The 24,581-nt window shown below is 53.2% G+C and carries 22 protein-coding genes, 1 tRNA gene and 1 pseudogene; 16 read left to right on the top strand and 8 right to left on the bottom strand.

Annotated features, from left to right (window positions below; genetic code table 11):
* Positions 1 to 135 precede the first annotated feature (135 nt).
* Genes BLQ41_RS03410 through BLQ41_RS03395 form a run of 4 tightly spaced genes read left to right on the top strand, consistent with a single transcriptional unit; the run spans position 136 to position 2,354 of the window.
* Positions 136 to 885, top strand: a complete 750-nt coding sequence (locus BLQ41_RS03410; RefSeq protein WP_090176878.1) for a 2OG-Fe dioxygenase family protein — start codon at positions 136 to 138, stop codon at positions 883 to 885.
* Positions 886 to 931: 46 nt separating this feature from the next.
* Entirely contained in the window at positions 932 to 1,345 is a 414-nt protein-coding gene (locus BLQ41_RS03405; RefSeq protein WP_090188356.1) for a GNAT family N-acetyltransferase, read from the top strand.
* Complete coding sequence (locus BLQ41_RS03400) at positions 1,342 to 2,058, top strand: AzlC family ABC transporter permease (RefSeq protein ID WP_090176875.1); 717 nt, start codon at positions 1,342 to 1,344, stop codon at positions 2,056 to 2,058. The genes BLQ41_RS03405 and BLQ41_RS03400 overlap by 4 nt, the downstream gene beginning before the upstream one ends.
* Positions 2,037 to 2,354, top strand: a complete 318-nt coding sequence (locus tag BLQ41_RS03395; protein WP_090176872.1) for an AzlD domain-containing protein — start codon at positions 2,037 to 2,039, stop codon at positions 2,352 to 2,354. Before BLQ41_RS03400 ends, BLQ41_RS03395 begins: the two co-directional genes overlap by 22 nt.
* Here BLQ41_RS03395 and BLQ41_RS03390 read toward each other — a convergent pair.
* Positions 2,271 to 3,197 carry a LysR family transcriptional regulator gene (locus BLQ41_RS03390; RefSeq protein WP_090176870.1) on the bottom strand — a complete coding sequence of 309 codons (927 nt, stop codon included), beginning with the start codon at positions 3,195 to 3,197 and terminating at the stop codon, positions 2,271 to 2,273. The genes BLQ41_RS03395 and BLQ41_RS03390 overlap by 84 nt on opposite strands.
* 459 nt (positions 3,198 to 3,656) lie before the next feature.
* Here BLQ41_RS03390 and BLQ41_RS03385 point away from each other — a divergent pair, with 459 nt between their 5' ends.
* The 6 genes from BLQ41_RS03385 to BLQ41_RS03360 all read left to right on the top strand — a co-directional run bounded on the left by BLQ41_RS03385 (position 3,657) and on the right by BLQ41_RS03360 (position 8,804).
* Positions 3,657 to 3,947 carry a type II toxin-antitoxin system RelB/DinJ family antitoxin gene (locus tag BLQ41_RS03385; protein ID WP_090176867.1) on the top strand — a complete coding sequence of 97 codons (291 nt, stop codon included), beginning with the start codon at positions 3,657 to 3,659 and terminating at the stop codon, positions 3,945 to 3,947.
* Positions 3,907 to 4,227, top strand: a complete 321-nt coding sequence (locus BLQ41_RS03380; protein WP_310504660.1) for a type II toxin-antitoxin system YafQ family toxin — start codon at positions 3,907 to 3,909, stop codon at positions 4,225 to 4,227. Before BLQ41_RS03385 ends, BLQ41_RS03380 begins: the two co-directional genes overlap by 41 nt.
* 447 nt (positions 4,228 to 4,674) lie before the next feature.
* Positions 4,675 to 5,685, top strand: a complete 1,011-nt coding sequence (locus BLQ41_RS03375) for a 2-keto-3-deoxygluconate permease (protein ID WP_090176862.1) — start codon at positions 4,675 to 4,677, stop codon at positions 5,683 to 5,685.
* Positions 5,682 to 6,962: a four-carbon acid sugar kinase family protein gene (locus BLQ41_RS03370; RefSeq protein WP_090176859.1), complete on the top strand. Its 1,281-nt coding sequence runs from the start codon at positions 5,682 to 5,684 to the stop codon at positions 6,960 to 6,962. Before BLQ41_RS03375 ends, BLQ41_RS03370 begins: the two co-directional genes overlap by 4 nt.
* 5 nt (positions 6,963 to 6,967) lie before the next feature.
* Complete coding sequence (pdxA, locus tag BLQ41_RS03365) at positions 6,968 to 7,969, top strand: 4-hydroxythreonine-4-phosphate dehydrogenase PdxA (protein WP_090188354.1); 1,002 nt, start codon at positions 6,968 to 6,970, stop codon at positions 7,967 to 7,969.
* Positions 7,970 to 8,024: 55 nt separating this feature from the next.
* Positions 8,025 to 8,804, top strand: coding sequence for a DeoR/GlpR family DNA-binding transcription regulator (locus BLQ41_RS03360; protein ID WP_090176856.1), 780 nt, complete (start codon positions 8,025 to 8,027; stop codon positions 8,802 to 8,804).
* Positions 8,805 to 8,954: 150 nt separating this feature from the next.
* Here the strand turns inward: BLQ41_RS03360 and BLQ41_RS03355 are convergent.
* Positions 8,955 to 9,249, bottom strand: a pseudogene (locus tag BLQ41_RS03355) (DUF3077 domain-containing protein).
* A gap of 256 nt (positions 9,250 to 9,505) precedes the next feature.
* A complete protein-coding gene (locus BLQ41_RS03350) occupies positions 9,506 to 10,663 on the bottom strand; it encodes an AAA family ATPase (protein WP_090176853.1) in 1,158 nt (385 codons plus the stop codon).
* A gap of 354 nt (positions 10,664 to 11,017) precedes the next feature.
* On the opposite strand from BLQ41_RS03350, the gene BLQ41_RS03345 reads away from it, so the two are divergent.
* The 6 genes from BLQ41_RS03345 to BLQ41_RS03320 all read left to right on the top strand — a co-directional run bounded on the left by BLQ41_RS03345 (position 11,018) and on the right by BLQ41_RS03320 (position 19,793).
* Positions 11,018 to 11,239, top strand: a complete 222-nt coding sequence (locus BLQ41_RS03345) for a tautomerase family protein (protein ID WP_090176849.1) — start codon at positions 11,018 to 11,020, stop codon at positions 11,237 to 11,239.
* Entirely contained in the window at positions 11,236 to 11,892 is a 657-nt protein-coding gene (locus BLQ41_RS03340) for a DsbA family oxidoreductase (RefSeq protein WP_090176846.1), read from the top strand. The genes BLQ41_RS03345 and BLQ41_RS03340 overlap by 4 nt, the downstream gene beginning before the upstream one ends.
* A 43-nt stretch (positions 11,893 to 11,935) precedes the next feature.
* The gene (locus tag BLQ41_RS03335) at positions 11,936 to 12,646 is read left to right on the top strand and encodes an SDR family NAD(P)-dependent oxidoreductase (RefSeq protein WP_090176843.1); all 711 of its coding nucleotides are present in this window, start codon (positions 11,936 to 11,938) and stop codon (positions 12,644 to 12,646) included.
* A gap of 67 nt (positions 12,647 to 12,713) precedes the next feature.
* Positions 12,714 to 13,559, top strand: a complete 846-nt coding sequence (locus BLQ41_RS03330; protein WP_090176840.1) for an oxidoreductase — start codon at positions 12,714 to 12,716, stop codon at positions 13,557 to 13,559.
* Positions 13,560 to 14,228: 669 nt separating this feature from the next.
* Entirely contained in the window at positions 14,229 to 17,933 is a 3,705-nt protein-coding gene (locus BLQ41_RS03325) for an AAA domain-containing protein (RefSeq protein ID WP_090176837.1), read from the top strand.
* A 27-nt stretch (positions 17,934 to 17,960) separates the two neighbouring features.
* Positions 17,961 to 19,793: a phospholipase D-like domain-containing protein gene (locus BLQ41_RS03320; protein WP_090176834.1), complete on the top strand. Its 1,833-nt coding sequence runs from the start codon at positions 17,961 to 17,963 to the stop codon at positions 19,791 to 19,793.
* Between the two features lie 102 nt (positions 19,794 to 19,895).
* Here BLQ41_RS03320 and BLQ41_RS03315 read toward each other — a convergent pair whose 3' ends face one another.
* The 5 genes from BLQ41_RS03315 to BLQ41_RS03290 form a co-directional block, all read right to left on the bottom strand.
* Positions 19,896 to 20,183, bottom strand: coding sequence for a hypothetical protein (locus BLQ41_RS03315; protein ID WP_090176831.1), 288 nt, complete (start codon positions 20,181 to 20,183; stop codon positions 19,896 to 19,898).
* Positions 20,180 to 21,160 (bottom strand): integrase domain-containing protein, encoded by a 981-nt coding sequence (locus BLQ41_RS03310; protein ID WP_090176829.1) that lies wholly within the window; start codon positions 21,158 to 21,160, stop codon positions 20,180 to 20,182. Before BLQ41_RS03310 ends, BLQ41_RS03315 begins: the two co-directional genes overlap by 4 nt.
* A gap of 911 nt (positions 21,161 to 22,071) precedes the next feature.
* Positions 22,072 to 23,394: a tyrosine-type recombinase/integrase gene (locus BLQ41_RS03300; RefSeq protein WP_090176825.1), complete on the bottom strand. Its 1,323-nt coding sequence runs from the start codon at positions 23,392 to 23,394 to the stop codon at positions 22,072 to 22,074.
* A 172-nt stretch (positions 23,395 to 23,566) separates the two neighbouring features.
* Positions 23,567 to 23,642 (bottom strand) — tRNA-Thr (locus tag BLQ41_RS03295).
* A gap of 78 nt (positions 23,643 to 23,720) precedes the next feature.
* Positions 23,721 to 24,545 carry an FkbM family methyltransferase gene (locus tag BLQ41_RS03290; protein ID WP_090176823.1) on the bottom strand — a complete coding sequence of 275 codons (825 nt, stop codon included), beginning with the start codon at positions 24,543 to 24,545 and terminating at the stop codon, positions 23,721 to 23,723.
* Positions 24,546 to 24,581: the final 36 nt, after the last annotated feature.

Raw genomic sequence — 24,581 nt, 5'->3', positions numbered from 1 at the left:
TCGATCATGAAAAGTTGAATTCGAGCAACGTCATGCTCCGTTTCAAGCAGCGCTTGATATGCCTCAAATTCTTTCTCATGGACGTAAATCCTGTGCTCTCTAGATTAGGCAGCTAAATGCACGGAGATTTTTAAAATGATCGTTTTGAACAAAGAAGTGGGCGAATTTCTACGGCGTGACAAATATGCCAATGTCCGGGGTGCTGACTTCAATCTTTTCGGTCATTTCAATGATTTCGTCAGACTGACCAGAAGTTGGGAAAACATGGAGCCGGACAGCTACTACGGTCAGTCCGAGGCGGGCATGCGCTATCGTCGCTACAGCGATTTTGAATACAACCCGGTCACCCGCGACCTGAAGCAACTTGAGCACCGCGCCTATATCCAGTCCAAAGCCAACAACAGCTATGTCGGTGGAATGGTTCGGCACTTCCAGGACTTCTCCGAAGAAATTATCAATTCGCCGGTGATGCGCAGCCTGATCGATACGGATTTCGAGGTGTACAAAAACGTCTTGCCGCCGGAGTTGCACGACGAAATCTGGCAATGCCAGATTCATCAGATCCGCATCGAGATCAAGCCAGGCAAACAAGTGGAAATCACCCCGGAAGGGATTCACTGCGACGGTTATCCGTTCAGCGGCGTGCACTTCTGGGGACGCAATAACGTTGACGGCGCAGAGAGCCGTTTGTACGACACCGATAATCAAGAGCACCTGGCCTCGACGACTTATCAGGAAATACTCGACACCACCTACTTTCTCGATCGCGACATGCGTCACTACGTGACCCCTGCCCGCAATACCCATTCTCACGACATGGCGTACCGGCAGATTCTGGCGATCTCTTTCTCGCGGCCCGGGACCGCTTTCGACATTGTTCGCTGAACAGTACAACTCCGTGACCAGCCTCGCCGAGTGCCCTGCACCGGTGATGCTGCGGCGCACCACGGCAAAGGATGCACAGCGCCTTGAACGCTTCTTTCGGCAATTCGAAGAAGTCTCTTTCTGTGAATGGCAGGACGCCAAATGCCTGCGCGGTGTGCTGGTGCAAAAGACCACCACCGCGTTTATCGCATTGGATGTCAGTGGCGAAATCGTCGGCGCGGTGCTGGGCGGAATGCTCGGCAGTCGCGGCACGATCAACCACTTGGCAGTGAGCCCCGAGTATCGCAGCCAGGGCGTCGGTCAACGACTGGTCGAATCCGCCTCGGCCGACATGAAACGCGTGGGCGTGCTGCGCATGTTCCTGTTTGTTGACGATGCTAACCTTGCCGGCCAACGCTTTTGGAGTGCCCAGGGTTTTTGCGAACCGCGCGGCGAAAGAACATTTGAGAGGGACCTATGAATGAGACGTCCAGCAACCCGCCGCTGATGGTCGAGCCGCACGCTTCGCGCACCTTCGCCGAAGCAAGCCCTGTGGTTGCGGGTTACTTCACGGTGTCGTTTGTCTTCGGTTTGATGGCAGTGAATGCCGGGTTGCCCGTGTGGCTGCCCGTTGCCATGTGCCTGTTTGTCTATGCCGGCGCTTCGCAGTTCGCCGCGTTGGCATTGATATCCAGCGGCGCTTCGCTGACCACCATCATCCTCACCACGTTTCTGATCAACGCGCGGCACATGTTGATGTCGGTCTACATGGCCAAGGCGTTGCAGGCGATGGGGCTCAGTCGGCTTGAACGCTGGTGTTACGCGGGCGGGCTGACCGATGAATCGTTCGCTTTCCACAGCGTCAAACTGGGCAAGGGCGCGCCGGTCAACGTGCGTTACCTGATCGGTTTCAATCTGTATTGCCACACCTCGTGGGTGCTCGGAGGATTGCTGGGGGCGATTTGCGCGCAATACGCGGCGCACTTGATCAAATATCAACTCGACTACGCGCTGACCGCGATGATGCTCTACGTGCTGGTGTCGCTGTGCAATACGCGCAACAAACTCATCGCCGCACTGGCCGCCGTCGCCTGCATGGGCGCGCTGAGCCTGGTCGGCAGCTCGCCCTTCAACGTGTTTATCGCCACTTTCGTCGGCTGTGGAGTGGGCGTATGCCTGACCAAACGTTCCTGATTCTGGTCGTCGCGCTGATGATGGCCGTGACCTTCTTGCCGCGCGCATTGCCGCTGCAAGTGAACACCGACCATTGGCCGCCCTTCGTCGCCCGGGCGCTGGAATACCTGCCGGTGGCGATCGTCGCTGCAATCAGCCTCACGCCGTTGTTGATCAAGGATCAGCACGTGCAGCTCGATCGCCCGGAGTTTTATGCCGCGATTCCGACGTTGTTATGTGCGTATTTCAGCAAAAACCTCTTTCTCTCCGTTGCGCTGGGAACGGCTGCGTACATTGCGCTCGGCTCGTTCATGTAGCGGCAGGTCGACCACATCGTGCAAGGCCTGGCCCGACAACTCAGGGTTATTGATCGCCAGCCGAACTTCGAGGGCATCCTCGAAACCGGGGAAAATGGTCAAGCCGTTACGTTGGGCCGCATCACGCGAGACCATGCCGAGGCCATCCATTTGCGTAATCAACGACAGTGTCAGGGTTTCGCTGCAGGAATAGACCATCCGCTTGCCCGACTCGTAATTGCCGAGACCGGCGTCGAGAAAGCGCAAGAAGCTGTGGGAATACGGACAATCGTCTGCCGGACGCACCTGAAACTTGTTGCCGAGCAACACCAGCGGGTCGTTTTCCTGACCGCAATGCGCGCCGACCACCTGCACCTGGACCTCGGGCAGGATAATGCTCGGCAACCCCGGCTGCTGCGGGCCGATCAACACGGCCAGGTCGAAGTCTTCGTTCTTCAGCTTGCTGAGGTTCTCCATCGACTCGGCGTAGCTGAATTCCAGCTGATAGTCGGGAAACACCTCAATCAGGCGTCCGATCATGCGCCGATTGAAGTCTCCCGACAGCGTGGTGTTCAGCGCCACCTTGAGCGTGCGCTGCCCAGGCACCTTCAGCGCCGCTACTTTTTCCTCAAGTTGCCGCGTGGCAACCAACACCTTGTCCATATAAGGCGTGAGTTCCGTGCCTTGCGTGGTCAAGGTCAATCCCTTGTTGGAGCGACGAAATAACCTGAAACCAAACTGTTCTTCGACCTTGTTCAACTGCGCAGCCAATGCCTGCACGGTTAAACACGAATGCTCTGCTGCCGCCGACAAGGAGCCGGTTTGAACAATGCGCATAAGGTTGCGTAGGGTTCTGCTATCCATTGGGTAATGCCCTCTAATGTGGGCTGGCTATTGTTGAGTACCTGGCCGCCGGTTGGGCGATACGTGCTGGCTATAATCCTGCACATGAACACGCTTGTCCCGAGTTTAGTAGCGAAATGATGCTGCGTCCGATGGCTGGAGGCTTACATAGAGTCGGGGTTTTTCGGGAAAGGTGGGTGATCAGGGTCAAAAAATGCTCAGACCGAGAGGTTTGGGCATTTTTTTTTGGGGTTCGAAACTCACAGCGCTGGGGATTATTTCCTGCGTTGTCTTCGGACGTATCTCTAAAAAAATGGGGATCGAACTGATAGTTAGCGTCTGCAGAAACAGCTGAAATAGCACATGACAATCCAGTCTATAACTCCGCTTATCAACTCGACATTGACCGAAAACGGTACGCTCGACCACAATGCAGAGGTAGCGCCAATGTAGCTACAAAATCACGGTGAGGACGTTTTTATGGGTGTATTGCTGAAAACCACTGATGTGCGTTGCCGCATTGATGAGGATTTGAAGATGCGTGCAACTGAAGTCTTGAGCGCGTGCGGCCTGAGCATCAGTGATGCCATGCGTCTCTTTCTCCGTCAGGTTGTTGCGACTCAGGGGCTCCCTTTTGAGGTACGCGTCCCGTCGGAGAAGACAGCCCGCGCCATGATGGAAGCACGAAATATTCGCCAGCAGTTCGATTCGATAGACGAAATGCTGAGGGATGCTGATGGCGAAACCGGCGAACAAGCAAAAGCGCGCTGAATTACCTAAGCAATGTGCACAAACATCGGTATTTAAGAAGTCGTGGGAACGTTACAAGCGAGCTGGACGTCGTGATATGAATGAGGTCCGGCAAGTGATGATCATGTTGTTTCTGGGGGAGGCTTTACCTCCTGAGTACCTTGACCATGCTTTGACGGGTGATTGGATCGGTTTCCGAGAATGTCATATTGGCGGTGATTTCTTGATGATCTATGAGCACACACGTTCCGACCTGATCACATTTGTTGATCTCGGAAGTCATTCAGAACTATTCAAATAGAGCGCTATAGGCGTTTACAGCGTCCTTGTAGATGACGCTGGCAACATACAGAAAAAGCCCCGACTGATTTGGGGCTTTTTTTCGCCAATAAAAAAGCAGCCTTAAAGGCTGCTCTTCAAAGAGGTCTCACCCTAGCGCTGATATTCAGGTCATCAACGGGGTTCCTAACGCCGACTATCGTCACCTGAAGGCAGTCGGTTTCGCGCTCTTGGGTCGATTCTCTGTATCGATGATCTTGTTTCAATGCGCTTCCTATAAAGGGAGGGAATGAGCAGCCTGTCACATCAGTCCTTCCACAAATGATCAAAACGATCATTTTAATGATTGATTTGCGCAATTCGTATTGAGGGCCTAAGATAATTTTGACTGAATCAATCATTAAATGATCGGTTCAGTCAGTTTCGAGGTGACAAACGTCTTACCAAACAATTATAAAAGGAGACCCTCGTGGCCCAGATCCCTATCAAGCGCACCATTGAACGCATCCCTGGCGGCATGATGATTGTCCCGCTGCTGATCGGTTCGCTGGTGGCTACCTTCCTTCCCGATACACCGAAGTTTTTCGGCTCTTTCACCAATGCACTGTTCACCGGGGCGTTACCCATCCTCGCGGTGTTCTATGTCTGCATGGGCGCGAGCATCAATATCAAGGCCACGCCTTACCTGCTCAAGAAGGGCGGCACGTTGTTGGCGACGAAGGTCGGCATCGCCGTTCTCATTGGTATTGTGCTTGGGCACTTTCTGGGCGAGCAGCCGATTTCGTCGGGCCTCTTCGCCGGTGTATCGACCCTGGCGGTTGTTGCCGCGATGAACGACACCAACGGCGGCTTATATATGGCGCTGATGGGGCAATACGGTCGATCCGAAGACGTCGGCGCCTATTCGGTGATGTCGCTGGAGTCCGGGCCTTTTCTGACGATGGTCACCTTGGGTATCGCCGGCCTGTCGGCATTTCCGTGGCCGACGCTGGTGGGCAGTATCCTGCCGCTTGCCTTCGGCATGCTGTTGGGCAATCTCGACCGTGACATGCGCGATTTCCTGGCCAAGGCTGTTCCGGTCATGATCCCGTTCTTCGCCCTGGCATTGGGCGCGAGCCTGGATCTGCATAATGTCTGGCAGGCCGGTTTGTTGGGTCTGGGCATGGGTGTGGCGGTGGTCGTGGTGACCGGTATTCCGCTGTTCTTCGCTGACCGCTTGACCGGTGGCACGGGCGTCGCCGGTGTTGCCGCAGCCACTACCGCCGGGAACGCCGCCGCCGTGCCAGCGCTGATCGCCGCCGCCAATCCGGTGTACGCCGAAGCGGCCAAGAGCGCGACCATTCTGGTGGCCGCCTGCGTCGTGGTCACCGCGATCCTCGCGCCACTGCTCACTGCCGCCGTCGCCAAGCGCGTGCAGCAGCGTAAACCTGTCGTCATCCCTGAGCCGGCGCTCGAACCAAAGCAGGAGATATTGCGATGAGGCTGCTGATCATCGCCGACGATCTGTCCGGCGCAGCGGATTGCGCCATCGGCTTTGCCAGCATGGGGATGGAAACCGTCGTCACCCTCGACCCCTTGAATGACAAGGCTGACGCCCAAGTGATTGCCGCCGACACGGACACTCGGCGCCTTTCACCGGCGCGGGCCGCCGAGCGTACTGTCGCCGCGTTCAAGGTATTGCATCAGCCCGGGCAACGGCTGTACAAAAAAATCGATTCGACGCTGCGCGGCAATTGGGCGGCTGAAGTCGCCGCCCTGCAACCGTTGGCGGGCCTGGCCATCGTCGCCCCGGCATTTCCCGCCACCGGACGTACGTTGCTCGGTGGCCGGGTGTTCGTGAATGGTCAACCGCTGGAGACCACCGACACCTGGAAATTGGAAAACGCCGACCGCCCGGCCGATGTCGAAGCGATGCTGGTCGCCGCCGGCCTGAGCACCGCGAAACTGGACCTCGACACCTTGCGCGGCGATGAAAGCGCTTTGACCCGGCACATCGCCGAAGTCGCCCGCAGCGGCACGCAAGCGTTGATCGTCGATGCACAAACAGAAGACGACCTGCTGACCCTCGCTCGGCTGACCGCCTCGATGGATCAGCCGCTGTTCTGGATCGGCTCAGGTGGCCTCGCACGGGAAATCGCCAGTCTTCCGGACTTCTCCGAAGCACGGTTCACGGCCGTAGAACCCACGGCCCTGGAAAAAAGCCAGGCGCCGATCCTGATACTCGTCGGCAGCCTTTCCGGTGTCTGCGAGCGCCAGTGCGCGTTGCTCAAAGAACGCGGCGGCGTCAGCGAATTGGTTGTCCCGCCAGAAGTTCTTCGCCAGGGCACAACCCATGGCGATTGGTCGATGTGGCAATCGCGCATCGGCGAACAACTGGACGGCTGGAGTGACCTGCTGTTGCGCATCGGCCGCGATGAAGCATTCGATCCACAGGAAGGCGCGCAACTCTCGACCATGCTGGCTGTGCTGGTCGAACCACACTTCGCCAAGGTCGGCGGCCTGATCGCCACCGGCGGCGAAACCGCGCGAGCAATATTGACCACCGTCGGCATCGACAGCCTGCAACTGCTCACGGAAATCGAAGCCGGCGTCGCCTTCGCCCGCCCGACTGTTTCCCGGCAGGGGCATCGTCCCGGCATCGTTACCAAGGCAGGCGCGTTCGGCACCGATCACGCCTTGTATGCGGCATGGCAACACCTGAGCGAGTGCGCCGATCGCTCCCCGCCCAAACGCACACGAATCCAAGGACTCCAATGAACACTATGACTAACTACCTGCCCATCATCGGCATCACCATGGGCGACGCCACCGGTGTCGGTCCGGAAATCATCGTCAAGAGCCTGACTCATGACATCGTCTACCAACAATGTCGGCCACTGGTGATTGGCGATGCCCGTCGCCTCGAACAAGCCAACGTCATCGTCGGCGGCAGCGCCAAAGTGCGCCGCATCGAAGACGCCTCCCAGGCCTTGTACGAAGCCGGCACCATTGACTGCATCGACCTCGACCTGATTCCCGACGACCTGCCGTTCGGCGTGCTGTCGCCCATCGCCGGCGACGCTGCTTATCAATACATCGCCCGCGCTGTGCAACTCGCCGAGGCCGGCCAGATCGATGCGATCTGCACCGCGCCGCTGAACAAGGAAGCGCTGCATGCGGGTGGCCACAAATACCCTGGCCACACCGAAATGCTCGCGCACCTGACCAACGTCGATGAAGTCTCGATGATGCTCGTGGCGCCGCAACTGCGCGTTATCCACGTCACCACCCACATCGGCATCATCGATGCGATCCGCAAGATCGAGCCGGGCCTGGTCCAGCGCACCATCGAGCGCGGCAACGAGACCCTGATCAAGGCTGGCATCGCCAAGCCACGCATCGGCGTGTGCGGGATCAATCCGCATGCCGGTGAAAATGGCCTGTTCGGTTATGGCGAAGAAGAAGAAAAAATCATCCCGGCGGTGAAGCTGTTGCAGGAACGCGGCCTCGACGTCACCGGCCCATTGCCTGCCGACACGCTGTTCTTCCGCGCCGGTCGCGGCGACTTCGATCTGGTGGTGGCGATGTATCATGACCAGGGCCACGGCCCGGTCAAAGTGCTCGGTCTGGAAGCGGGCGTAAACGTCACCGTGGGTCTGGATGTGATCCGCACCTCGGTCGACCACGGCACTGCGTTTGATATCGCCGGCAAAGGCATCGCCGATGAACGCAGCCTGCTCGAAGCACTGCGCCAGGGCGCCGAGCTTGCCACGCGACGGGGATGAGGCGCAGGCGTGTGGTCGTGTAAGATCGACCACCGTCCACACAACGAGACCCGCCATGAAAGCCTCCGAACGCCACCGCGCCATCCTCGATCTCGTACGCATTGGCGATGCCAACGTCGAGCAATTGAGCGCGGCGCTCGGGGTCTCGGAAGCCACGGTGCGGCGCGACCTGACCATGCTCGCCAAACAGCGGCACCTGGTGCGCACCTACGGCGGCGCGACCTCGGTGGTCGGCGTTCATGAGCCGGAAGCCTCGCTCGAAGAACGCAAAACGTCCCAGTGGGAACAGAAAGACGCCATCGCCCAGGCAGCGGCGGCGCACGTTCAGGACGGCGATACCGTCCTGCTCGACGGCGGCACCACGTGCGCCGCGCTGGCCCATCACCTGTGCTCGCGACAAGACGTGCATGTGGTGACCAATAACCTGCTGGCCGTAATGACCCTGGCCAATGCGCCGGGCGTGCGCCTGACATTGATCGGCGGCGACTTGCGCGGTTCGAGCATGAGCACGTTGGGACCGTTGGCGGAACTGACGTTGAGTCGGTTGAGTGTCGACAAGGCTTTTCTGGGTGCAGATGGCGTAGTGGCAGAGTTTGGGTTGTGTGAGGCGAGTGCTCAGCAGGCTTATCTCAAGGAATGCATCATCAAGCGAGCGGCGCAGATTGTTGTGCTTGCTGACACTGACAAGCTGGGGCGTGCGCGGCAACAGCATTGGACGCCGATTGAGCGGGAGTGGCGGTTGATTACCGGTGCTACGGCGGATGAGGCGGCGCTTGCGCCGTTTTATGCGCTGAAGCAGATCACGGTGGAAACTGTGAGAGTCGATAACGCTTAAGCGTTGTGATCGTTTTTGTGCAAAAAACCAATTTTATAATCGTTTTTATGCACGTGGATTCGTTTTTGCGCATAAGGCATATGCCAACGCCGTCTCATTGATGCAAAAAGCCCCGATTGATTCGGGGCTTTTTTATGCGTGCGATTTAGATCAGGTTACGGCGTTAGTGGCTTGGTTGTTACATGGTGCATCGAGCACCTTCACCACATCATCGATGATCGCCTTGCTCATATCCTGCAAATAATGCGATGCCCAGGCATGCCGGTCGGTGTCGCGAACCATGGCGGCGTTCTGATGCGAGCAGTTTGGCGACGTGGAGCAGGTCGGAGGCGTGGGAGAGGGCTTCGATCACCGGGACGCCGGCGTTGATGCGGAAAAGCGGTTCGTTGGCGTGGTAGGAGAAGGGGGTAAGGCCGATGGTTTTGAGGTCTTTGGGGTTGGTCATTGGGCACCTCCGGTTTTTGGGAGGTGGTGGGCGTGACCGGGTGCAGCAATGGCGGAAATTTTAGATGGATTGCGGGCATGCATGAGGCGAACTCCGATTGGTTCCCACATCGAATTCGAGTTCTCAGGCCCGGTCGCTGAATTGGCAGCGACGGCCTGAAGGTAGCTTGAGGGCGGCGGACGCGCAATCGTGGCTAGGTGGTGGCGTGGGTGTGAAATTGATTGTTCGACAAGCAACGGCAGCAGCGTAGAAAACGCTAGCTAGCTTCAATCAACGCTCGTTCTTCCAACCAAATCTCCTGAACAAACTGGTCCGTAATTGCATAAATTCCATGCCCGCGTCGCATGATGATGTTCTCGGCGACCAGCGCAATCACCACCGGTTGAATCTCTTCAACACGTACCTCGCGCCCCACAGTCTTCGAGTACTCAGCCGCAGCATCGATGGAGAAAATACCCCGGGCATCGCCTTCCGTAGATGCAATTTTGTTGAAAATAGCCTGAGCCAGGCTACCTAGCAGCTCCACTTTTTCAAGTTCGATGCTGGCCGCCGCCGAGCGTAATGTGCTCGCAATAACGGGCAGGAAAAGATCGGGATCACCTTCTTGCTGCATGAGCTGTCGCAAAGCTTTGAGCATTTCCTCGGGCCGGTTTCCCAAGGTATTGAATGCTTCAATGGCGGCTTCGAGTGAAGGTAGCTTTTCTTTCTTCACCGTCGCAGCGAGTCGGTTAAGCAAATATTCAACGTAATCCCCTTTCAGCACCGGATAGGCTGTCGATGTCGCCCCGGAAAACGCCTGGTTCCTCTTCGCAGTCAGTTCGCTGACTTGCGCCCTGTGCGATCCCGTTCCAATAAACAAAAAATAACCCGGCGTATTGGGTCTCGGATTGATCGCATCACGAGCCGCTTTGAGTGCCAGAAGCAGCTGATTACCATCGTCGGAAGAAATGGCGTGCTGTACTTCGTCGATGATCAGCACCAAGTCGGTTTTCGCTTGATCAACAACCTCTGTCAGCGCCTGAGCCAGCGTTGGCCCACCTGAGTTCCCGATGCTGTCGAGTTTGAAACCAAATTTGAATCCAGCAGCGCCTACATCAACACCGCTGACACGCTTAAGCATCTCGAGCAAACCGGAGCCTGGTGTTTGGAGCTCCTGCAGGGTTTTACGAATGGCGTCATGCACCAGTGTCGCTGGATTGGCCAGCGTGTCGCTCCATAGGTCGACGTAAATGACGAGAGCACCCGCTTCTTCCAGTGCAGGGATGAGGTCGCTCCTCAGGAATGTCGTTTTTCCGGTCCTGCGCAGGCCGGATAAAAATAGACCTGAGCGTAAACCTTCATCGAGAACGCCCGGATTGAGAAGCTGATTCGCCATCTCTTCGGCCAGTTCAGGGCGCTGAAAAATGCTGCTCATGCAATTACCTCTTTTTATGGATACGCCATAATTATTGGCCAGCCATAATTTAGCATAAAGACTGGGAACTGGCCTGAGGGCGCTCCAATCGCCATTTCCAGAGCATAAAAGGAAGTTTTACCGACATGTCGTTGGCAGTGACATAACATCAAAACGTGTCTCAGAAATTGAAAAATAGCGAAACGTTCGAACCAAAAAGATTGTTGTCAGGTACAGAAAATTTGCGTTTAGCTCATTACACCAAGTAACTAATGATGTTCCCGCCCCCACCTTTATCCCCTCCACCCAACTCCCTACATTGAGCTCCAACGCCGACCCATTCATTCCGAAGGGAAGGTCACTTGGAGATTCCTCATGCCTTTCGTAAGCGTACGCATCACTCGCGATGGCGTTACCTCTGAGCAGAAAGCTCAGGTGATCGCCGAAATCACTGAAACCCTGGAGCGCGTCCTGAAGAAGGATCCGCACCTGACCCACATCGTGATCGAAGAAGTCGACACCGATAACTGGGGCTACGCCGGCATCACCACCACCAAGTATCGAAAGCAACTAGCAGAGGCGGAGGACAAGTCATGACCGCGTCCGTCTCCATCGATTTCATCTCCGACGTGGTGTGCCCGTGGTGCGCGTTGGGCGCGACGGCGCTGGAGCAAGCGATCGAGAACGTGGCCGGTGAGATTTCGGTCGAGCTGACTTACAAGCCTTTCGAGTTGAACCCGGACATGCCGGCGGTCGGTGAAAAAGCGGTCGAGCATTTGATGCGCAAATATGGACGCACCGCCGCAGACGTCGCTGCCGGCAAAGCGATGCAGATCGAACGTGGGGCGGCCATCGGTTTCAAGTTCGATCTGGAAAAGCGCACCCACTTCTACAACACGTTTGATGCGCATCGGCTGCTGTTGTGGGCGTTGCAGGAAGGGCGGCAGGTCGCTCTAAAGAAAATCCTGCTCCGCGCCTACTTCACTGACGGCCAGAACCCGAGCGATCGCGAGACGCTGGTTCGTCTGGCGGCTGAAGCGGGACTGGATGCGGCGACCGCACAAGAGGTGTTGGCGTCCGGCGCATTTGCCAAAGAAGTGCGTGAGCTTGAAGCGTTTTACCGCCAGCACGGCATTAACTCGGTCCCGGCCATGGTGCTGAACGGCCGTCACCTGGTGTCTGGTTCGCAGTCGGTCGAGTACTACGAACAGATGTTGAGACAAATGGCCAAGGCCCCCGCCGAAGCCTGATTACTTACTTATTCAAACCATTATTTATTAGTAGAGGTTCATCATGAGCAATTCGAAAAAAGTCATCGTTATCACTGGCGCATCCCAAGGCCTCGGCGCCGGCATGGTCAAAGCCTTCCGCGACCTGGATTACAAAGTTGTCGCCACTTCGCGTTCGATCAAACCGTCCACCGACCCGGACATCCTCACCGTGGCGGGCGACATCGGCAACCCGGAAGTCGCCCAGCAAGTCATCCGTGAAGCCATCGCACGTTTTGGCCGCATCGACACCCTGGTCAACAACGCCGGTATCTTCATCGCCAAGCCGTTCACCGCGTACACCGCGCAAGACTACGCCGACGTGCTGTCGGTGAACCTGAACGGCTTCTTCTACATCACCCAACTCGCGATCAACGAGATGGAAAAACAAGGCAAAGGCCACGTCGTCAACATCACCACCAGCCTGACAGACCACGCAATCGACGGTGTGCCGTCGGTACTGGCCTCGCTGACCAAAGGTGGTTTGAACGCGGCGACCAAATCCCTGGCGATTGAGTACGCCAAGCGCGGGATTCGGGTGAACGCGGTTTCCCCAGGCATCATCAAGACCCCGATGCACGGCGAAGAAACCCATGCAGCGCTGGGCAGTCTGCACCCGGTCGGCCACATGGGCGAAATCAACGACATCGCTCAGGCGGTTGTGTATCTGGACAATGCCAACTTTGTCACCGGCGAAATCCTGCACGTCGATGGCGGCCAGAGCGCTGGTCACTAAGACCAGAGTTAGCTTGTCCACAGCGCCGTCGATCACTATCGACGGCGTTTTTATTGGAGGACGCAGCATGAACACCCATGTTCACAAGGTTTTCCTGATCACCGGCGTCAGTTCAGGTTTCGGCCTGGCCTTTTCGCAAGCAGCGCTGGCGGCAGGGCACACGGTGGTTGGCACGGTGCGGCGCGAATCCGAGCGTGCCGCATTCGAAGCGCTGGACGCCCATCGAGCTAAAGCATTCGTGCTCGACGTCACCGATTTTCCGGCCATCGAGCCGTTGGTGGCCGAAGTCCTGCGCGAGGTGGGGCAAATCGACGTGCTGGTGAACAACGCCGGCTATGGTCACGAAGGCATTCTCGAGGAATCGCCACTGGCTGAAATGCAGCGCCAGTTCGACGTCAATGTATTTGGCGCGGTGGCAATGATCAAAGCAGTGCTGCCCGGCATGCGAGAACGGCGTAGCGGGCATATCGTCAACATCACCTCCATGGCCGGCTTCATCACCTTACCGGGCATCGCTTACTACAGCGGCAGCAAATTCGCCCTGGAAGGCATCAGCGAAGCGCTGGCCAAAGAAGTCGAAAGCCTGGGCATCTACGTGACCGCCTTGGCACCTGGCTCATTTCGCACCGAATGGGCGGGGCGCTCGATGATCCGCTCCGGTCGCACCTTGGGTGACTATGATGCGGTGTTCGATCCAGTGCGCAAGGCTCGGGAGGAGAAGAGTGGCAGGCAGGACGGTGATCCGCACAAGGCTGCGCAGGCGTTGCTGACTTTGGTCGCTGCGGAAAAGCCGCCCGTTCATTTGTTGCTGGGTAAGGATGCGGTGAGGTTGGTGCGTGAAAAGATTGCGCGGTTGCAGGGGGAGATTGATGCTTGGGAGAGTCTTTCGGTTTCTACGGGGTTTGATGATTGATTGCTGCCTGCTTTATAAAAATCAAAACACCGGAAACAAAAAAGCCCTCGTATTTTTACGAGGGCTTTTTTTCGAGTCGAAAAAACCCGCACGATTTGAGCTTGCTGACAGGGTCAACCTAGGCTTGGCGGGTATGTTGGAGTGCATTATAGGTATGTCAGAAACACCAGCAACGTCGTGCTGATGTGAAATTGTAACGAGCGACGGGAGGGGGCAATGCTGGCTGAAGAATGGCGGTCAAGGCTCTGATCAGGCAGACGCGACGATAATTTCCAATCTCCAGAAACAACAAAGCCCCTGCATTTCTGCAGGGGCTTTGTTTTGTATGGTGCGGCACCAGGAGTCGAATTAACACATAAGATATTGTTTTTACTAGTTTTTCACGGAAATTTTTTTTGCTGTATCCCTAATCCTACCCTGCACAGCCTAGTCAATCATCGAACGACTGATTCGAGCGGTCTTATTTGACGTAGCGAACGCTTCCAAATCCGTACAGTTGACTGCATGATGGCCTAATGACGGCATTAAGATTTGATTCAATCGAAGATGTTGGCTTCAGGAGATTAAAATTAAATTGCATAAGTTTTGCTGAGGTTCATACGTGAATTCATGCGTTTGGTTTATATAGATTGTTGTCGAAAGCATAAATTTTTTGATTAAGGATTTCTTATGTTAACAGGGAACGAGTTGTTTCTAAAAAAATATGATGAGGTAGAGGTTCTGTCAGTTGACGAACCGGAGGACGGTAAACCGCTATTAATCAGCGCGGAGTTTCAAGATAAGCCGGTGCTGATAAAATATTGGCCGAGGTATGAAAATGATCAATCAAATGTTCTTGAAGATATTTGGTTGTATGAAATAAGGCAGTTGCACCGACTCAAAGGATATCCCGGACTGGGTGAATTTATATCCGCGCTTGTTGACTCGGGCAAAGACAGTAGCGGATTTTATCTAGTCCTGGATGTAGGGATGCGAGTGCCGTTATCACACGCATTGCTAGATTCTAAGATCTTAAGTTATCACAAGCCTTGGATCAAAAAGCTCAAGGATCCAGAGGTCAGAGTAAAGTTTTGGTATAATATAATACGAATCGTCAAAGCAATTCAATTGCTACACTCTCAGGGATTGCTCCATCGGCATCTTGATGAGGATTCGATATTGACGGATCTTTCTCATGCGGGACATGATTTTCAATTAACTGGTTTTGAATGGTCTGTTCGAGTACAGAATATTTCTGGAGGGGGAAAGCATAGTCACGCCACAACCAATTTTACTATTGGGCGTGTATATTCATTCCTAACTGACTGGGCCGATCTAGGAGATTTGATAGCAAAAATCCTAAAGGTTGACGCTGATGATTTGGATGACTTAGTAACTCCGATTAAAGAGTTGGTATCCAAAAGTGGTCTGATTTTAGATGAGTTGATCTTCATACGAGGCTTGACAGGGCGTATAAAGTTGAATGCCAACATTCCCAAGGAGGGTATGGATGGCGGAGCCATTGTAAAGAAAGTCGAATCAATAATAAGTTCGCTGCGCTCTATGAATGCGCGAAAGGTAGACCAGTATTATCTGATTTTTCATTTCAATCAGAAAAAAGGTGACGTCGGCAAGGCATATCGTAAAACCTCTGTTTTTAGTGCAGTTCAAACTCGGTTTCAAGAGCTCCATGGAATCACCCTGGGGGAGGATAATTTTGATGATTGTATCAAGTTTGTTGAGGAGGATTTACGTAATGACCCGCGACTGATTTTTCTGCCCGCCGCTGATAATTTGGAAGAAGAAGTGCTTTTGGTGGGAGATAGGTTGACTTATGTGCTTAATAAAAATAAAGAAAGTGTAAGAGATGTAGAAGGTAGTTGGTCGGCGGCATTTTGTCATTCGGCGTATTTAGAACCGCCCAAGAGAATTAATAGTTCTAATCGTTCGTGTAAATTAAATGGCAACAAAATGCACTGTATGTCGTCGCTGCAGTTTAAGCAAGCTCGCGACAAAATGGAAATGACGACATGGGAAAATTTAATATTAAAACTTAAAGAGGAGGAAGATGGAGACCTCGCCAACCAAAATATAATAGATGGTTTTTCTGCTTATCACCTCACGGAAATTGCGTATGCAAAATCCGAAATTTATCCAATGGAGTTGATAGCGTATCAAAAAGATGAGATAGACCTTTCACTTAGTACGGTGACATTGACAAGCCGATTGGATTCTGAATCTCAAGAAATATCAAGAGCGCTCGGGCTTAAGCCGGCTGCCACTCGGTTGAATGAATTGCTTGCAAATGAATTAAACGATTCTGGTAGTTGGATTCTTGTCGGTAATACAAACTTCTCAGATGAAGAACAGGAAACTGTTCTTGATTTTCAGAAGCTAGAAAAGCAACCAGACGGCGTAATCCATTATCAGTTTACGACTACGTCATTAGACCCCGACTATGATAACTATTTCATTATCTCCAGCTCTGTACAAGGAACTATCAGTCAGTTAAGTCGGCGTGCAGGGGCGATAGATGCACTTAGCAATCATATCGAGTTGGTAAATATGCTGGCCAACCCCTATGCTTCGATAACCAACTCACAAGATAAACATTCAGAGCATGCCGCATTCCACGCTCTGGATGCTTCAAAGCAAGATGTGTTTAAACGCATTACGAGTACTTTGCCGCTTTATCTGGTACAAGGCCCGCCAGGTGTGGGGAAAACATATTTGGTTACAACGCTGGTGCAGCAAATTTTTACTCATGAGCCAGATAGCCGACTTCTTCTGACAGCGCAAAGTCACTCCACTGTTCAGCATCTATACAAAGAGGTTGTCGATTCATTAAAGCCAAGTATGAACTGTCAAGATGAACCGTTGATAGTGAGTTGTATTAAGGCTAACTCTCAAAATAACGATACTGATTCATTAAGTGAGCTTGACTCTTTAGCTAAAGAATATCTGGTCTCATTGACCAAAAGTATTTTGTTTGAGAAGTCAGGTACCGTAGCGGCAAAAGAAAAAATAATAGCGATGTGTAACGATAACGCTCGGTCAGGCCGTTACTCCCTGATCAGTCAGTTGTTGAAGGCAGCCAATATGGTTTTTGCTACGACGAACTCGCGTCAGGTAGAAGAGCTAATTAAAGCCCGCTCTCAATTTGATTGGTCCATAATGGAGGAAACTGGGAAGGTCACAGGTATTGAGTTGCTCAGCCCATTACTGTTGTCCTATAGGAGGCTTATGATTGGCGATCATAAGCAGCTCCCGCCTTATGCATCGGAAAAAATGAGACAAATACTGCAAAATAAAGAGAGCCTTCACAGTGCTTTGAAAATAGCAGTAGATGTTTACAATAACTCAATCAAAGGAGAGGTAATTAAGGCTCGTTTTACTGATGAGTACGTCCAGGATCTGTCGGAAACTAACCTAAACAGTCTTGCTCGTGAATCTTTGCGGTTACATTTGCTTTTCGAAAGTCTAATACTGGAAGAAGAGGAGGCAAAGAAGAGCTCTATCGAGTTTTATGGCTCGGACGTAAAACATCGGCCGATAGCGAGCATGTTATCCATTCAGCATCGAATGCACCCTGATATTGCTAAACTTGTTTCTGAAGTTTTTTATGACGATGCATTGAAAACAGCGCCAAATAGAGAGGCGTATTACCGCGCTATACCTACTACAAGGCCCTTTGGCTTCTGCAATTTGGCTGTACTACAAGACACTCCATCCATTTTATGGATTGATATTCCTGATATTCAGGCAAATAGAAATTTTCATGCGGGTGAGGAGCTTCCTCGTTGGCATAACTCTCTTGAGCGAGAGGTAATTATAGAGTTACTTGGTAAACTCAGGGTAGCTTCCACCGATAGTAAGGATAAGCCGAAGCTTGCAATACTTTCGCCATATGCTCAGCAAGTAAAAAAGCTGGCTAAAGATATCGACCGGAAAATATCTAGTTCAAATTACTTAAGAAATCTCGACCTGTTTGCTAAGCCAGATGATCATATTTCATACTGTAGCACTGTTGATGGGTTTCAGGGGGCTGAAGCTGACGCTGTGATAGTTTCAATGGTCAGAAATAATAGTTTTTCATACTCTTTGAGTGCGCTTGGGTTTTTACTAGATAGTCGGCGTATGAACGTTCTGCTTAGTCGTGCAAAACACCAGCTTATAATTGTTGGTTCATTAGAGTTTCTTAAGAACTGGTCCGATAAGATCAAAAAAGAAGAGCTTAGCAAAGGATTAGAAAATAACCGCTTTGTTGTTAAATTAGTGGAAGTTCTAGAAAGATATCAGGCCGAAGGCGTGATGAAGCGGATTGGCCACCAAGAAATATTAAGAAGTGTGGTTAAGCCAGGGAAAAGTAAACGTAAACATCATACGAAAGCCTAAAAATTATAGGGAAATAGGACTTACAGCATGAACGCGCCTAGTATCTATGTGAAGATTCCTTTTGGTTCTGGTACTCACCGTTTCAAAATAGTTAAGGCTAAACGATGGGGAGCCATTGATCAGTTAGTGCTGCAGTCCTTAGCCCAGAGGCCTGCGACATCTCAACAATTGGCTGACATGTCAGGTTTGCCAAGGCAGTTAGTTGTTGAGATTTTAATTTCTCTAATGCAAGTAGGTTGGGTTGAAATAAGTAATGGTCTTGAGGGTTTTATTTTTCAGGCTACGATCAGAGGTATTGCTATATCGACCTATGAGGATTTGCCGGTCGATAGTGAGCCGTTGTTACGTGTTCGTAGCTTTTTAATAGACCCGATAACAGAGCAGTGCTATCGCCTCGAGCGGAAAAAGAAAAAGCAAACTTATCAGGTTTATAACTATGGGCGTGCTCAAAGCTTGCTTGGTGAGTACAAGGGGTATACTACAGAAATACAGACATCTTCGACATTTGCGCCTGAGTTAGTAGATATTTTTAACTGTGTCGCGAATGACGATGAAGATGTCAACGGGTTCGAAGAAGAAGTTGTAAGGCGGAGCTATTCTGACTCTTTGAAGTACGCGATCGCTTCGGTCAGTTCTGAGAATGATATTTCAGGAGTCCCCGAAATATCAGAAGAGTTAAAGGAAGCCATTCTCGCCGCAGCGGATTTACAACGAGAAAAAATCCGTCTCCTCGGAAATCAGTTGGGTAAAGCTGAAATAGGACAAGGTTACTATGAGGCGCGAGTGTCGCCCCGATCGTTACCTGTACATCATGTTGAATCCCAAAGTGTTACTCTTGTTCTCGGGGCGGAGGAGCATGCGCAACATATTTACCATTTAATTGAAAGCGCGTATTCACGGATAGTCCTTCACTCTACCTTCATCAATGCAGAATGTGTTGATGAGATGTTGCCAGCACTTCTGGATGCTGTGCGTCGCTCGGTACAAGTAGACGTTATGTGGGGGCAGACTGAACCCGATGACCCGCGAAAATTTCAAGCGTTTAAGTTGGTCGTAGATAAGCTTGAGCAGCTTCAAAAAACCATCGATGGAGAAGGGCTTGGTACCCAGTTTAGATTCCACCGAACTCCTACTCAGTCTCATGCTAAGTTTGTTATTGTTGATACGCCCTCTGGTGAGTGGGCTGTTACTATAGGTTCATGCAACTGGCTTTCATCGAGATTTAATCGTTTTGAGGCGTCGGTGCAGGTATGTGACCAGCGTGTGGTGGCTGATGCGCTTAGTATCGCTTCACATTTGGCAATGGGTAAACAGGGGCTTTCCAACGAGTTGAGCCGAGAGCTAGCAGTTCAGTCGACAATACTATCTAAGCGAAAATCTGTTGATAAAGTTAAAAACAAGGCGGACCTCATACAGGTACAATTGATTTCTGCGGCAGAGCATCATTCCTTTTGTAAAAAGGCCAGTGATGAGGCGGTTGGCGATATTTTCATATGCAGTCACCGTATTAGCTATGCGGGCGATCGCCCGGTGCTGACGCCGTTTAAGGCTGCTTTACGAGACGATCCGCATCTCTCTATACGGGTTGCTTATGGAAGATCAAGCGGTAGTATGCGTACTTCAGAGGCTAACATTTTGAATAAAGAGCTTTCCTCTCTGAATTTTAAAGTTATAAAAGCAGATGACCCTCAGATACACGCAAAAGTCATGACCTGGGATGAGGATAACGTTGTGATTACCAGCATGAATTGGCTGTCAGCATCTTCAGCGGGTGATGTTTATGGAGAGCTTGGAGTGTTTATGAAAGGTGCAGAGTTATCTAGTAAGATTCGAGACGCATTCGAAAGTAGCTATTGCTAAATCAGTGTGAAATATTGATCGTGTCGATTCAATTTGGTCGGCACGATTAAAATCACTTGGGTTTTGTTGGGGCTTTGATTTCTTGTTGTTTCTTGTTTTCAACTACGGGGCGATTGATTTCTTTAATTTGTGTTTGGTTTTTAAGCGGATGTTGATTAATTTTACAGTTAAAGTGTAATAGTAATAAGTGGAGTTCGATTTGTTCTCTTTCGTTTTCCTTAAAAACCAGATGAGATGTTTTCGCTGCCAAGTCCATGGATTATCTCGATGCCAGCGATCAACAATCTCTGTTTGAATGGCCTTGGCCTGGCGTATATGACGCTCGCGAGTGGTGTGTGCGCCAGTCAGCACTCCAGATAAGAAAAGCTCCATATCGAATTGCTTGTTCATGCTCGACTACCGATGTAGGCCGATACCACATCGATTCGACCGTGCCCCAGTTCATAGCTGATTTGTAGGCGTGCTTCTCGATCAAGACGCAGATCGAGCTGGCCGCATCTGCCGCCGTTGATGGGGGCTAGGTAATGGGTGATCTGCTCATAGCGTTCGCACGCATACGCCGCTCGTAGTTCATGGAATCCTTTTAGGTTGTGAGTGTGCAAGATGTCCCGTGCCGGGCGGACAATTCGCTGTTGAAGGTCGAGGTAGGATTCGTTCGGAGAAAGCAGGTTACGGCTACCGACGGGGGAGGCCAACTCGGCTTGGCTGAGCGCTTCACGGATATGATCATTTACCCAAATCCAGCGAGGAGCTGACGCGCCCGAGCGTCCACCTTTGGTGCCATCCTGAATGTTGATCTTGCCGTATTGCTCGGCCTCCCGTTTCAGGCGTGGAAGATCGGCCAAGATGGCCTCGCGCAAACGCATGCCGGTGGCTCGTGCTAGATACACAATGGCCGCAGCGCACGGCAGTTGATGTTCGCGGAGCGCGTTGATGATCCGCATCACTTGGTCACGATCCTGTCCTTGCGGAGCCGCAGTGCGAACAGTGATGCGCTGTATTCCTAACGCCATGCTCGGACTCGCCACCCTTACGTACTGATCACCACGAAGAGCTGCCATGGTTCGGTTGACGCTTGAGAGTCGGTTTTGCGCGGTGGCGATGGCCAGTTCACCTTGTTCAACTTGGCTTCGAAGATGTCTGGCGTAATCCATCAATGTCTGCCGATCTATCTGTCGCGCGTCGTTGAGGTCTGGCCCATGGTCTGATCGACACCATCGTGCGAACGCTTGCCACCGATCACTGTGGGCCTTGACGGTCCCGTAATGCCCGCCGCCAAATAAATCTTTCAGCGCCTGCGGCCCGGCATAACTCAGTTGTCGCCCATAACCAAAATTGCGTCCATCTCGCCTGCCCACCAGTGCCATGATCGAACTCCTCTTGAAGCCAAAACTTTTAAAACCTTCCCCACGTCATCCCGCCAAGAATGTTGAGTGTTATCAGGGATCAAGGCCCCTGCGACCTGTGAGGGTTGTCCACTAACGCGGGACTGGCGGCTCTTTACGACCGGGAGCATGGGCATCTCATGATCTGGCCTCCTGAACACCGATACCGGTGGGCGGGTGGAGGCTGCATTGGCTGACGAGACCAGCGCCGCGAGATCCTGAGCCGGGTGAAGGCAGGGATGCGATGACCGGGGCATGTCTGACTGTCAGTCAGGTGCAGTCCATTCCTTGGGCTGCGGCACCATCATCTGCATCGCTGTTGCTGGTGACTTTTAGGTGTTTGTCACGCCGATTGTCACGAGGGGGAATGCCGCAAAGCCTTGTACGAGTTGGGCTGCAGCAGTGGTAGGAGCGCCCGTCTCTTTCCGGGAGAAAGAGACGGGCGCAGGTTGGCGCAATGAAATGGCCAAGCGGATAGGTTGCTGCAGGGCAGCTATGAAAGGGGATGAGCTGCCGCAGTGGGCACACTGGTAAAAGTAGGCATCCATCACATCGCTGTGACCATGCGAGCCGCCGGACGCTAATCGCACTTTGGGAGAACCACCACGATGTGGCGTAGCCTTAAGGGTTCTGGCTACCTGGGTTGCTGTCAACGACAGCGCTTTGCCCGATCTTTTCTACGCCTGTGGATAATTCGGGTCAAGACTCTTATTTTCGGGAGTTCTGCGGCTGTGGATGAAATTATCCACCGGTGGAAATCCGCGGTTTTCCACAGACAGCTGTGTGGGCTTTAGATTTTTTAAGTGAGGTCCATCCAAGCAGGGCGGCTTTGCAGCCCTGCTTGGATGGACCCGCGTGGACAAGCGGATCACTGAGATATGAAGACCGAGCGCTTACTCAGTTGCGACACGTCTTGCTTTTAGGCGAGTGACGTTCGCTCCGGTCTGGGTCGCGAATTCGTGTGGAGTGACATGCTCCTGCCGGTTGGCCTCCAGGTACCGGCTCCACCAGTTCATGATCAGCCTGCGCTCCTCGATAAACTCCGCCTTGTGAATGTAAGCGGCGCGTACGTTGTTGCGCTCCTTGTGGCTCATCTGCCGTTCAATGGCTGTCTCCGACCACAATCCTGATTCGATCAGTGCGCTGCAGGCCATCGAACGAAAGCCATGGCCGCAGATTTCGGTTTTGGTGTCGTAGCCCATCTTTCGAAGCGCGCTGTTCACCGTGTTTTCAGACATGGGTTTCCAGGGCTTGGTATCGCCTGCAAACACCAGGTCGAATTTACCGGTGACGACGTGGATCTGTTCAAGCAGGGCCACGGCTTGCGGCGATAAGGGGACAAGATGGATATCCCCGGCCATTTTTGTACCCCTTGTGGAAAAGGGGACGCCGTCCAACGCAGGACGGGTGTCGGGAATCTCCCAGGTGCCGCGCTTGAGGTCAAATTCGTTCCAGCGGGCAAAGCGCAGTTCACTGGAGCGGACAAACACATGCAGCGAGAGCATGGCCGTCAGCCGGGTAAGTACGCGGCCGTTATAACCCTCAATGCGCTCCTGCAACTCAGGCAGACGCGATAAGGGTAACGCTGGGCGGTGAACAACCCTCGGGGCTTTGATCAAACCTTCAAGGTCGGAGGCAGGGTTTGCCGCGATCTGTCGAGCACGCTTCGCCTCGCGCATGATGCTTTGCAGGTAGTTTTGTACCCTTAAAGCTACGTCAATTGTGCCGCGCTCCTGGATCGCTTCCAGAGGTTGCATCAGGTCATGGGTGTCCAGATCGACAATAGAGCGAGCGCCGATCAGTGGAAAGACATGGGTTTTGAGGCGGCTCAGAACCGTCTTGGCATGGCCCGGTGCCCATTTGGCAGACATCGCTTTGTGCCAGTCCAGGGCCGCGCTTTCAAAGGTTCGGCCTTGGATTGCGGCCTGCGTCTTGGCTTGGTGTTTGGACTCTATAGGGTCGACGCCTTCCGCCAACATCCGCTTGAGCTCCAGGCGCTTGCGGCGCGCATCGGCGAGACCGACCACGGGGTAGTTGCCGAACGAAGTCAGTCCTTCGCGGCCATCAGGTTTTACATACCTGAGACGCCAGCCTTTACGGCCATTGGGTTGGACTAGGAGGTAGAGGCCGTCGCCGTCGAAAAGCTTGTAGGCGCGGTCGGTGGGCTTGGCTGCGCGGCAAGCCGAATCGGAGAGTGGTGCAGTGGTGCGCGACATAAGGGTACTCCTCCCTTTATCGAATGACCTTACCCCTATATCTATCCCTAAAACGGTCGGAATCCAACAGATTTTGACGGAATCCGACGGAACGCCAAAACGAAAAAACCCGCCAGAAGGCGGGTTTTTCGGGGGTTTCAGAGATTTTGAAAGCCTTCTCTGGAACCTTGGATGGTGCCGGCACCAGGAGTCGAACCCGGGACCTACTGATTACAAGTCAGTTGCTCTACCAACTGAGCTATACCGGCGTGTTAGGGCGACGATTATAGCGATTGGATTGGTTCTGTAAACCCCTGAATTCAGACTATTTTTACGCAGCCTTCAAGTCAGGCGCCAAGCAGGGTTTTCTTGAGTTTCTGAATGGCTTTCCAGGCCCGGCTATTTTGCATCGCGCGCAGCTGCGCTTCGGCCTGTTCGGCGCGTTGCAGGGCGGCGACGAGCTGGTGTTCGGCGTCGCTGACGGGGTGGCTGAAGTTGTGGCCTTTGCAGAACTGGAACTCGTCCAGGTTGCACGGCGGGATGTCGAAGGCGGGTTTGAGGTTCAGGTGTTCTTCGGCGAGGTAGTAGGTGTTGATGCCGTCGAACAGGATGGAGTGGTAGCCGGCACCGGTGACGAGGGTTTCCCAGGTCTGGTCGCGGTCCCATGGGGTTTCAATGAGGATGACCCACGGTCGCCACTGGGTGAAGTCCATGCCGCGCAGCACGGTTTCTTCGTGGCCTTCGACGTCGATTTTCAGAAAATGAATCGGGCGGCCCTGGGCGTGCTCTTCGCAGATGGAGGTCAGGGTGCGGGACTGGACGGTTTGGCTGCGCACGTCCATGCCGGCGTCTTTGTGCATTTGCGCCATGGCCGGGTCGAGCGTTGAGAGGCCGGTGCCGGCGATGCCGTAGAAGGTCAGGTCGTTGGCGCTTTCGCCGGCCACGCATTGCAGGTTGGTGTCTTTGGGACGTTCCTGGCGCAGGGCTTCGTAGTAATTGGGCATCGGTTCGACGTTGATGCCGGTCCAGCCACGGTCGTAGAAGGCTTTGGTCACTGAGTCGTGGGTGGGGTGGTTGGCGCCGACGTCGATATAAAAGCCGTTTTCAACGGTTTTGAGGGCGCGCCACAGGCGTATGTCTTCGAAATTCTGTGCGTAGGAAATAAACGTCACTGTCGCATCCTGTCGGTCGGATTTTCTTGTTCGTGG

The sequence above is a fragment of the Pseudomonas arsenicoxydans genome (genome assembly GCF_900103875.1).
GTDB lineage: Bacteria > Pseudomonadota > Gammaproteobacteria > Pseudomonadales > Pseudomonadaceae > Aquipseudomonas > Aquipseudomonas arsenicoxydans.
Note: the sequence above shows the minus strand (reverse complement) of the source record. Positions and strands in the feature narration are given on the sequence as shown.

Excerpts from the sequence above, each read along its gene's own strand:
- BLQ41_RS03410 (WP_090176878.1), top strand. The coding sequence starts at position 136 with ATGATCGTTTTGAACAAAGAAGTGGGCGAATTTCTACGGCGTGACAAA.
- BLQ41_RS03405 (WP_090188356.1), top strand. The coding sequence starts at position 932 with ATGCTGCGGCGCACCACGGCAAAGGATGCACAGCGCCTTGAACGCTTC.
- BLQ41_RS03400 (WP_090176875.1), top strand. The coding sequence starts at position 1,342 with ATGAATGAGACGTCCAGCAACCCGCCGCTGATGGTCGAGCCGCACGCT.
- BLQ41_RS03395 (WP_090176872.1), top strand. The coding sequence starts at position 2,037 with ATGCCTGACCAAACGTTCCTGATTCTGGTCGTCGCGCTGATGATGGCC.
- BLQ41_RS03390 (WP_090176870.1), bottom strand. The coding sequence starts at position 3,197 with ATGGATAGCAGAACCCTACGCAACCTTATGCGCATTGTTCAAACCGGC.
- BLQ41_RS03385 (WP_090176867.1), top strand. The coding sequence starts at position 3,657 with ATGGGTGTATTGCTGAAAACCACTGATGTGCGTTGCCGCATTGATGAG.
- BLQ41_RS03380 (WP_310504660.1), top strand. The coding sequence starts at position 3,907 with ATGCTGATGGCGAAACCGGCGAACAAGCAAAAGCGCGCTGAATTACCT.
- BLQ41_RS03370 (WP_090176859.1), top strand. The coding sequence starts at position 5,682 with ATGAGGCTGCTGATCATCGCCGACGATCTGTCCGGCGCAGCGGATTGC.
- pdxA (WP_090188354.1), top strand. The coding sequence starts at position 6,968 with ATGACTAACTACCTGCCCATCATCGGCATCACCATGGGCGACGCCACC.
- BLQ41_RS03360 (WP_090176856.1), top strand. The coding sequence starts at position 8,025 with ATGAAAGCCTCCGAACGCCACCGCGCCATCCTCGATCTCGTACGCATT.
- BLQ41_RS03350 (WP_090176853.1), bottom strand. The coding sequence starts at position 10,663 with ATGAGCAGCATTTTTCAGCGCCCTGAACTGGCCGAAGAGATGGCGAAT.
- BLQ41_RS03345 (WP_090176849.1), top strand. The coding sequence starts at position 11,018 with ATGCCTTTCGTAAGCGTACGCATCACTCGCGATGGCGTTACCTCTGAG.
- BLQ41_RS03340 (WP_090176846.1), top strand. The coding sequence starts at position 11,236 with ATGACCGCGTCCGTCTCCATCGATTTCATCTCCGACGTGGTGTGCCCG.
- BLQ41_RS03335 (WP_090176843.1), top strand. The coding sequence starts at position 11,936 with ATGAGCAATTCGAAAAAAGTCATCGTTATCACTGGCGCATCCCAAGGC.
- BLQ41_RS03330 (WP_090176840.1), top strand. The coding sequence starts at position 12,714 with ATGAACACCCATGTTCACAAGGTTTTCCTGATCACCGGCGTCAGTTCA.
- BLQ41_RS03325 (WP_090176837.1), top strand. The coding sequence starts at position 14,229 with ATGTTAACAGGGAACGAGTTGTTTCTAAAAAAATATGATGAGGTAGAG.
- BLQ41_RS03320 (WP_090176834.1), top strand. The coding sequence starts at position 17,961 with ATGAACGCGCCTAGTATCTATGTGAAGATTCCTTTTGGTTCTGGTACT.
- BLQ41_RS03315 (WP_090176831.1), bottom strand. The coding sequence starts at position 20,183 with ATGAACAAGCAATTCGATATGGAGCTTTTCTTATCTGGAGTGCTGACT.
- BLQ41_RS03310 (WP_090176829.1), bottom strand. The coding sequence starts at position 21,160 with ATGGCACTGGTGGGCAGGCGAGATGGACGCAATTTTGGTTATGGGCGA.
- BLQ41_RS03300 (WP_090176825.1), bottom strand. The coding sequence starts at position 23,394 with ATGTCGCGCACCACTGCACCACTCTCCGATTCGGCTTGCCGCGCAGCC.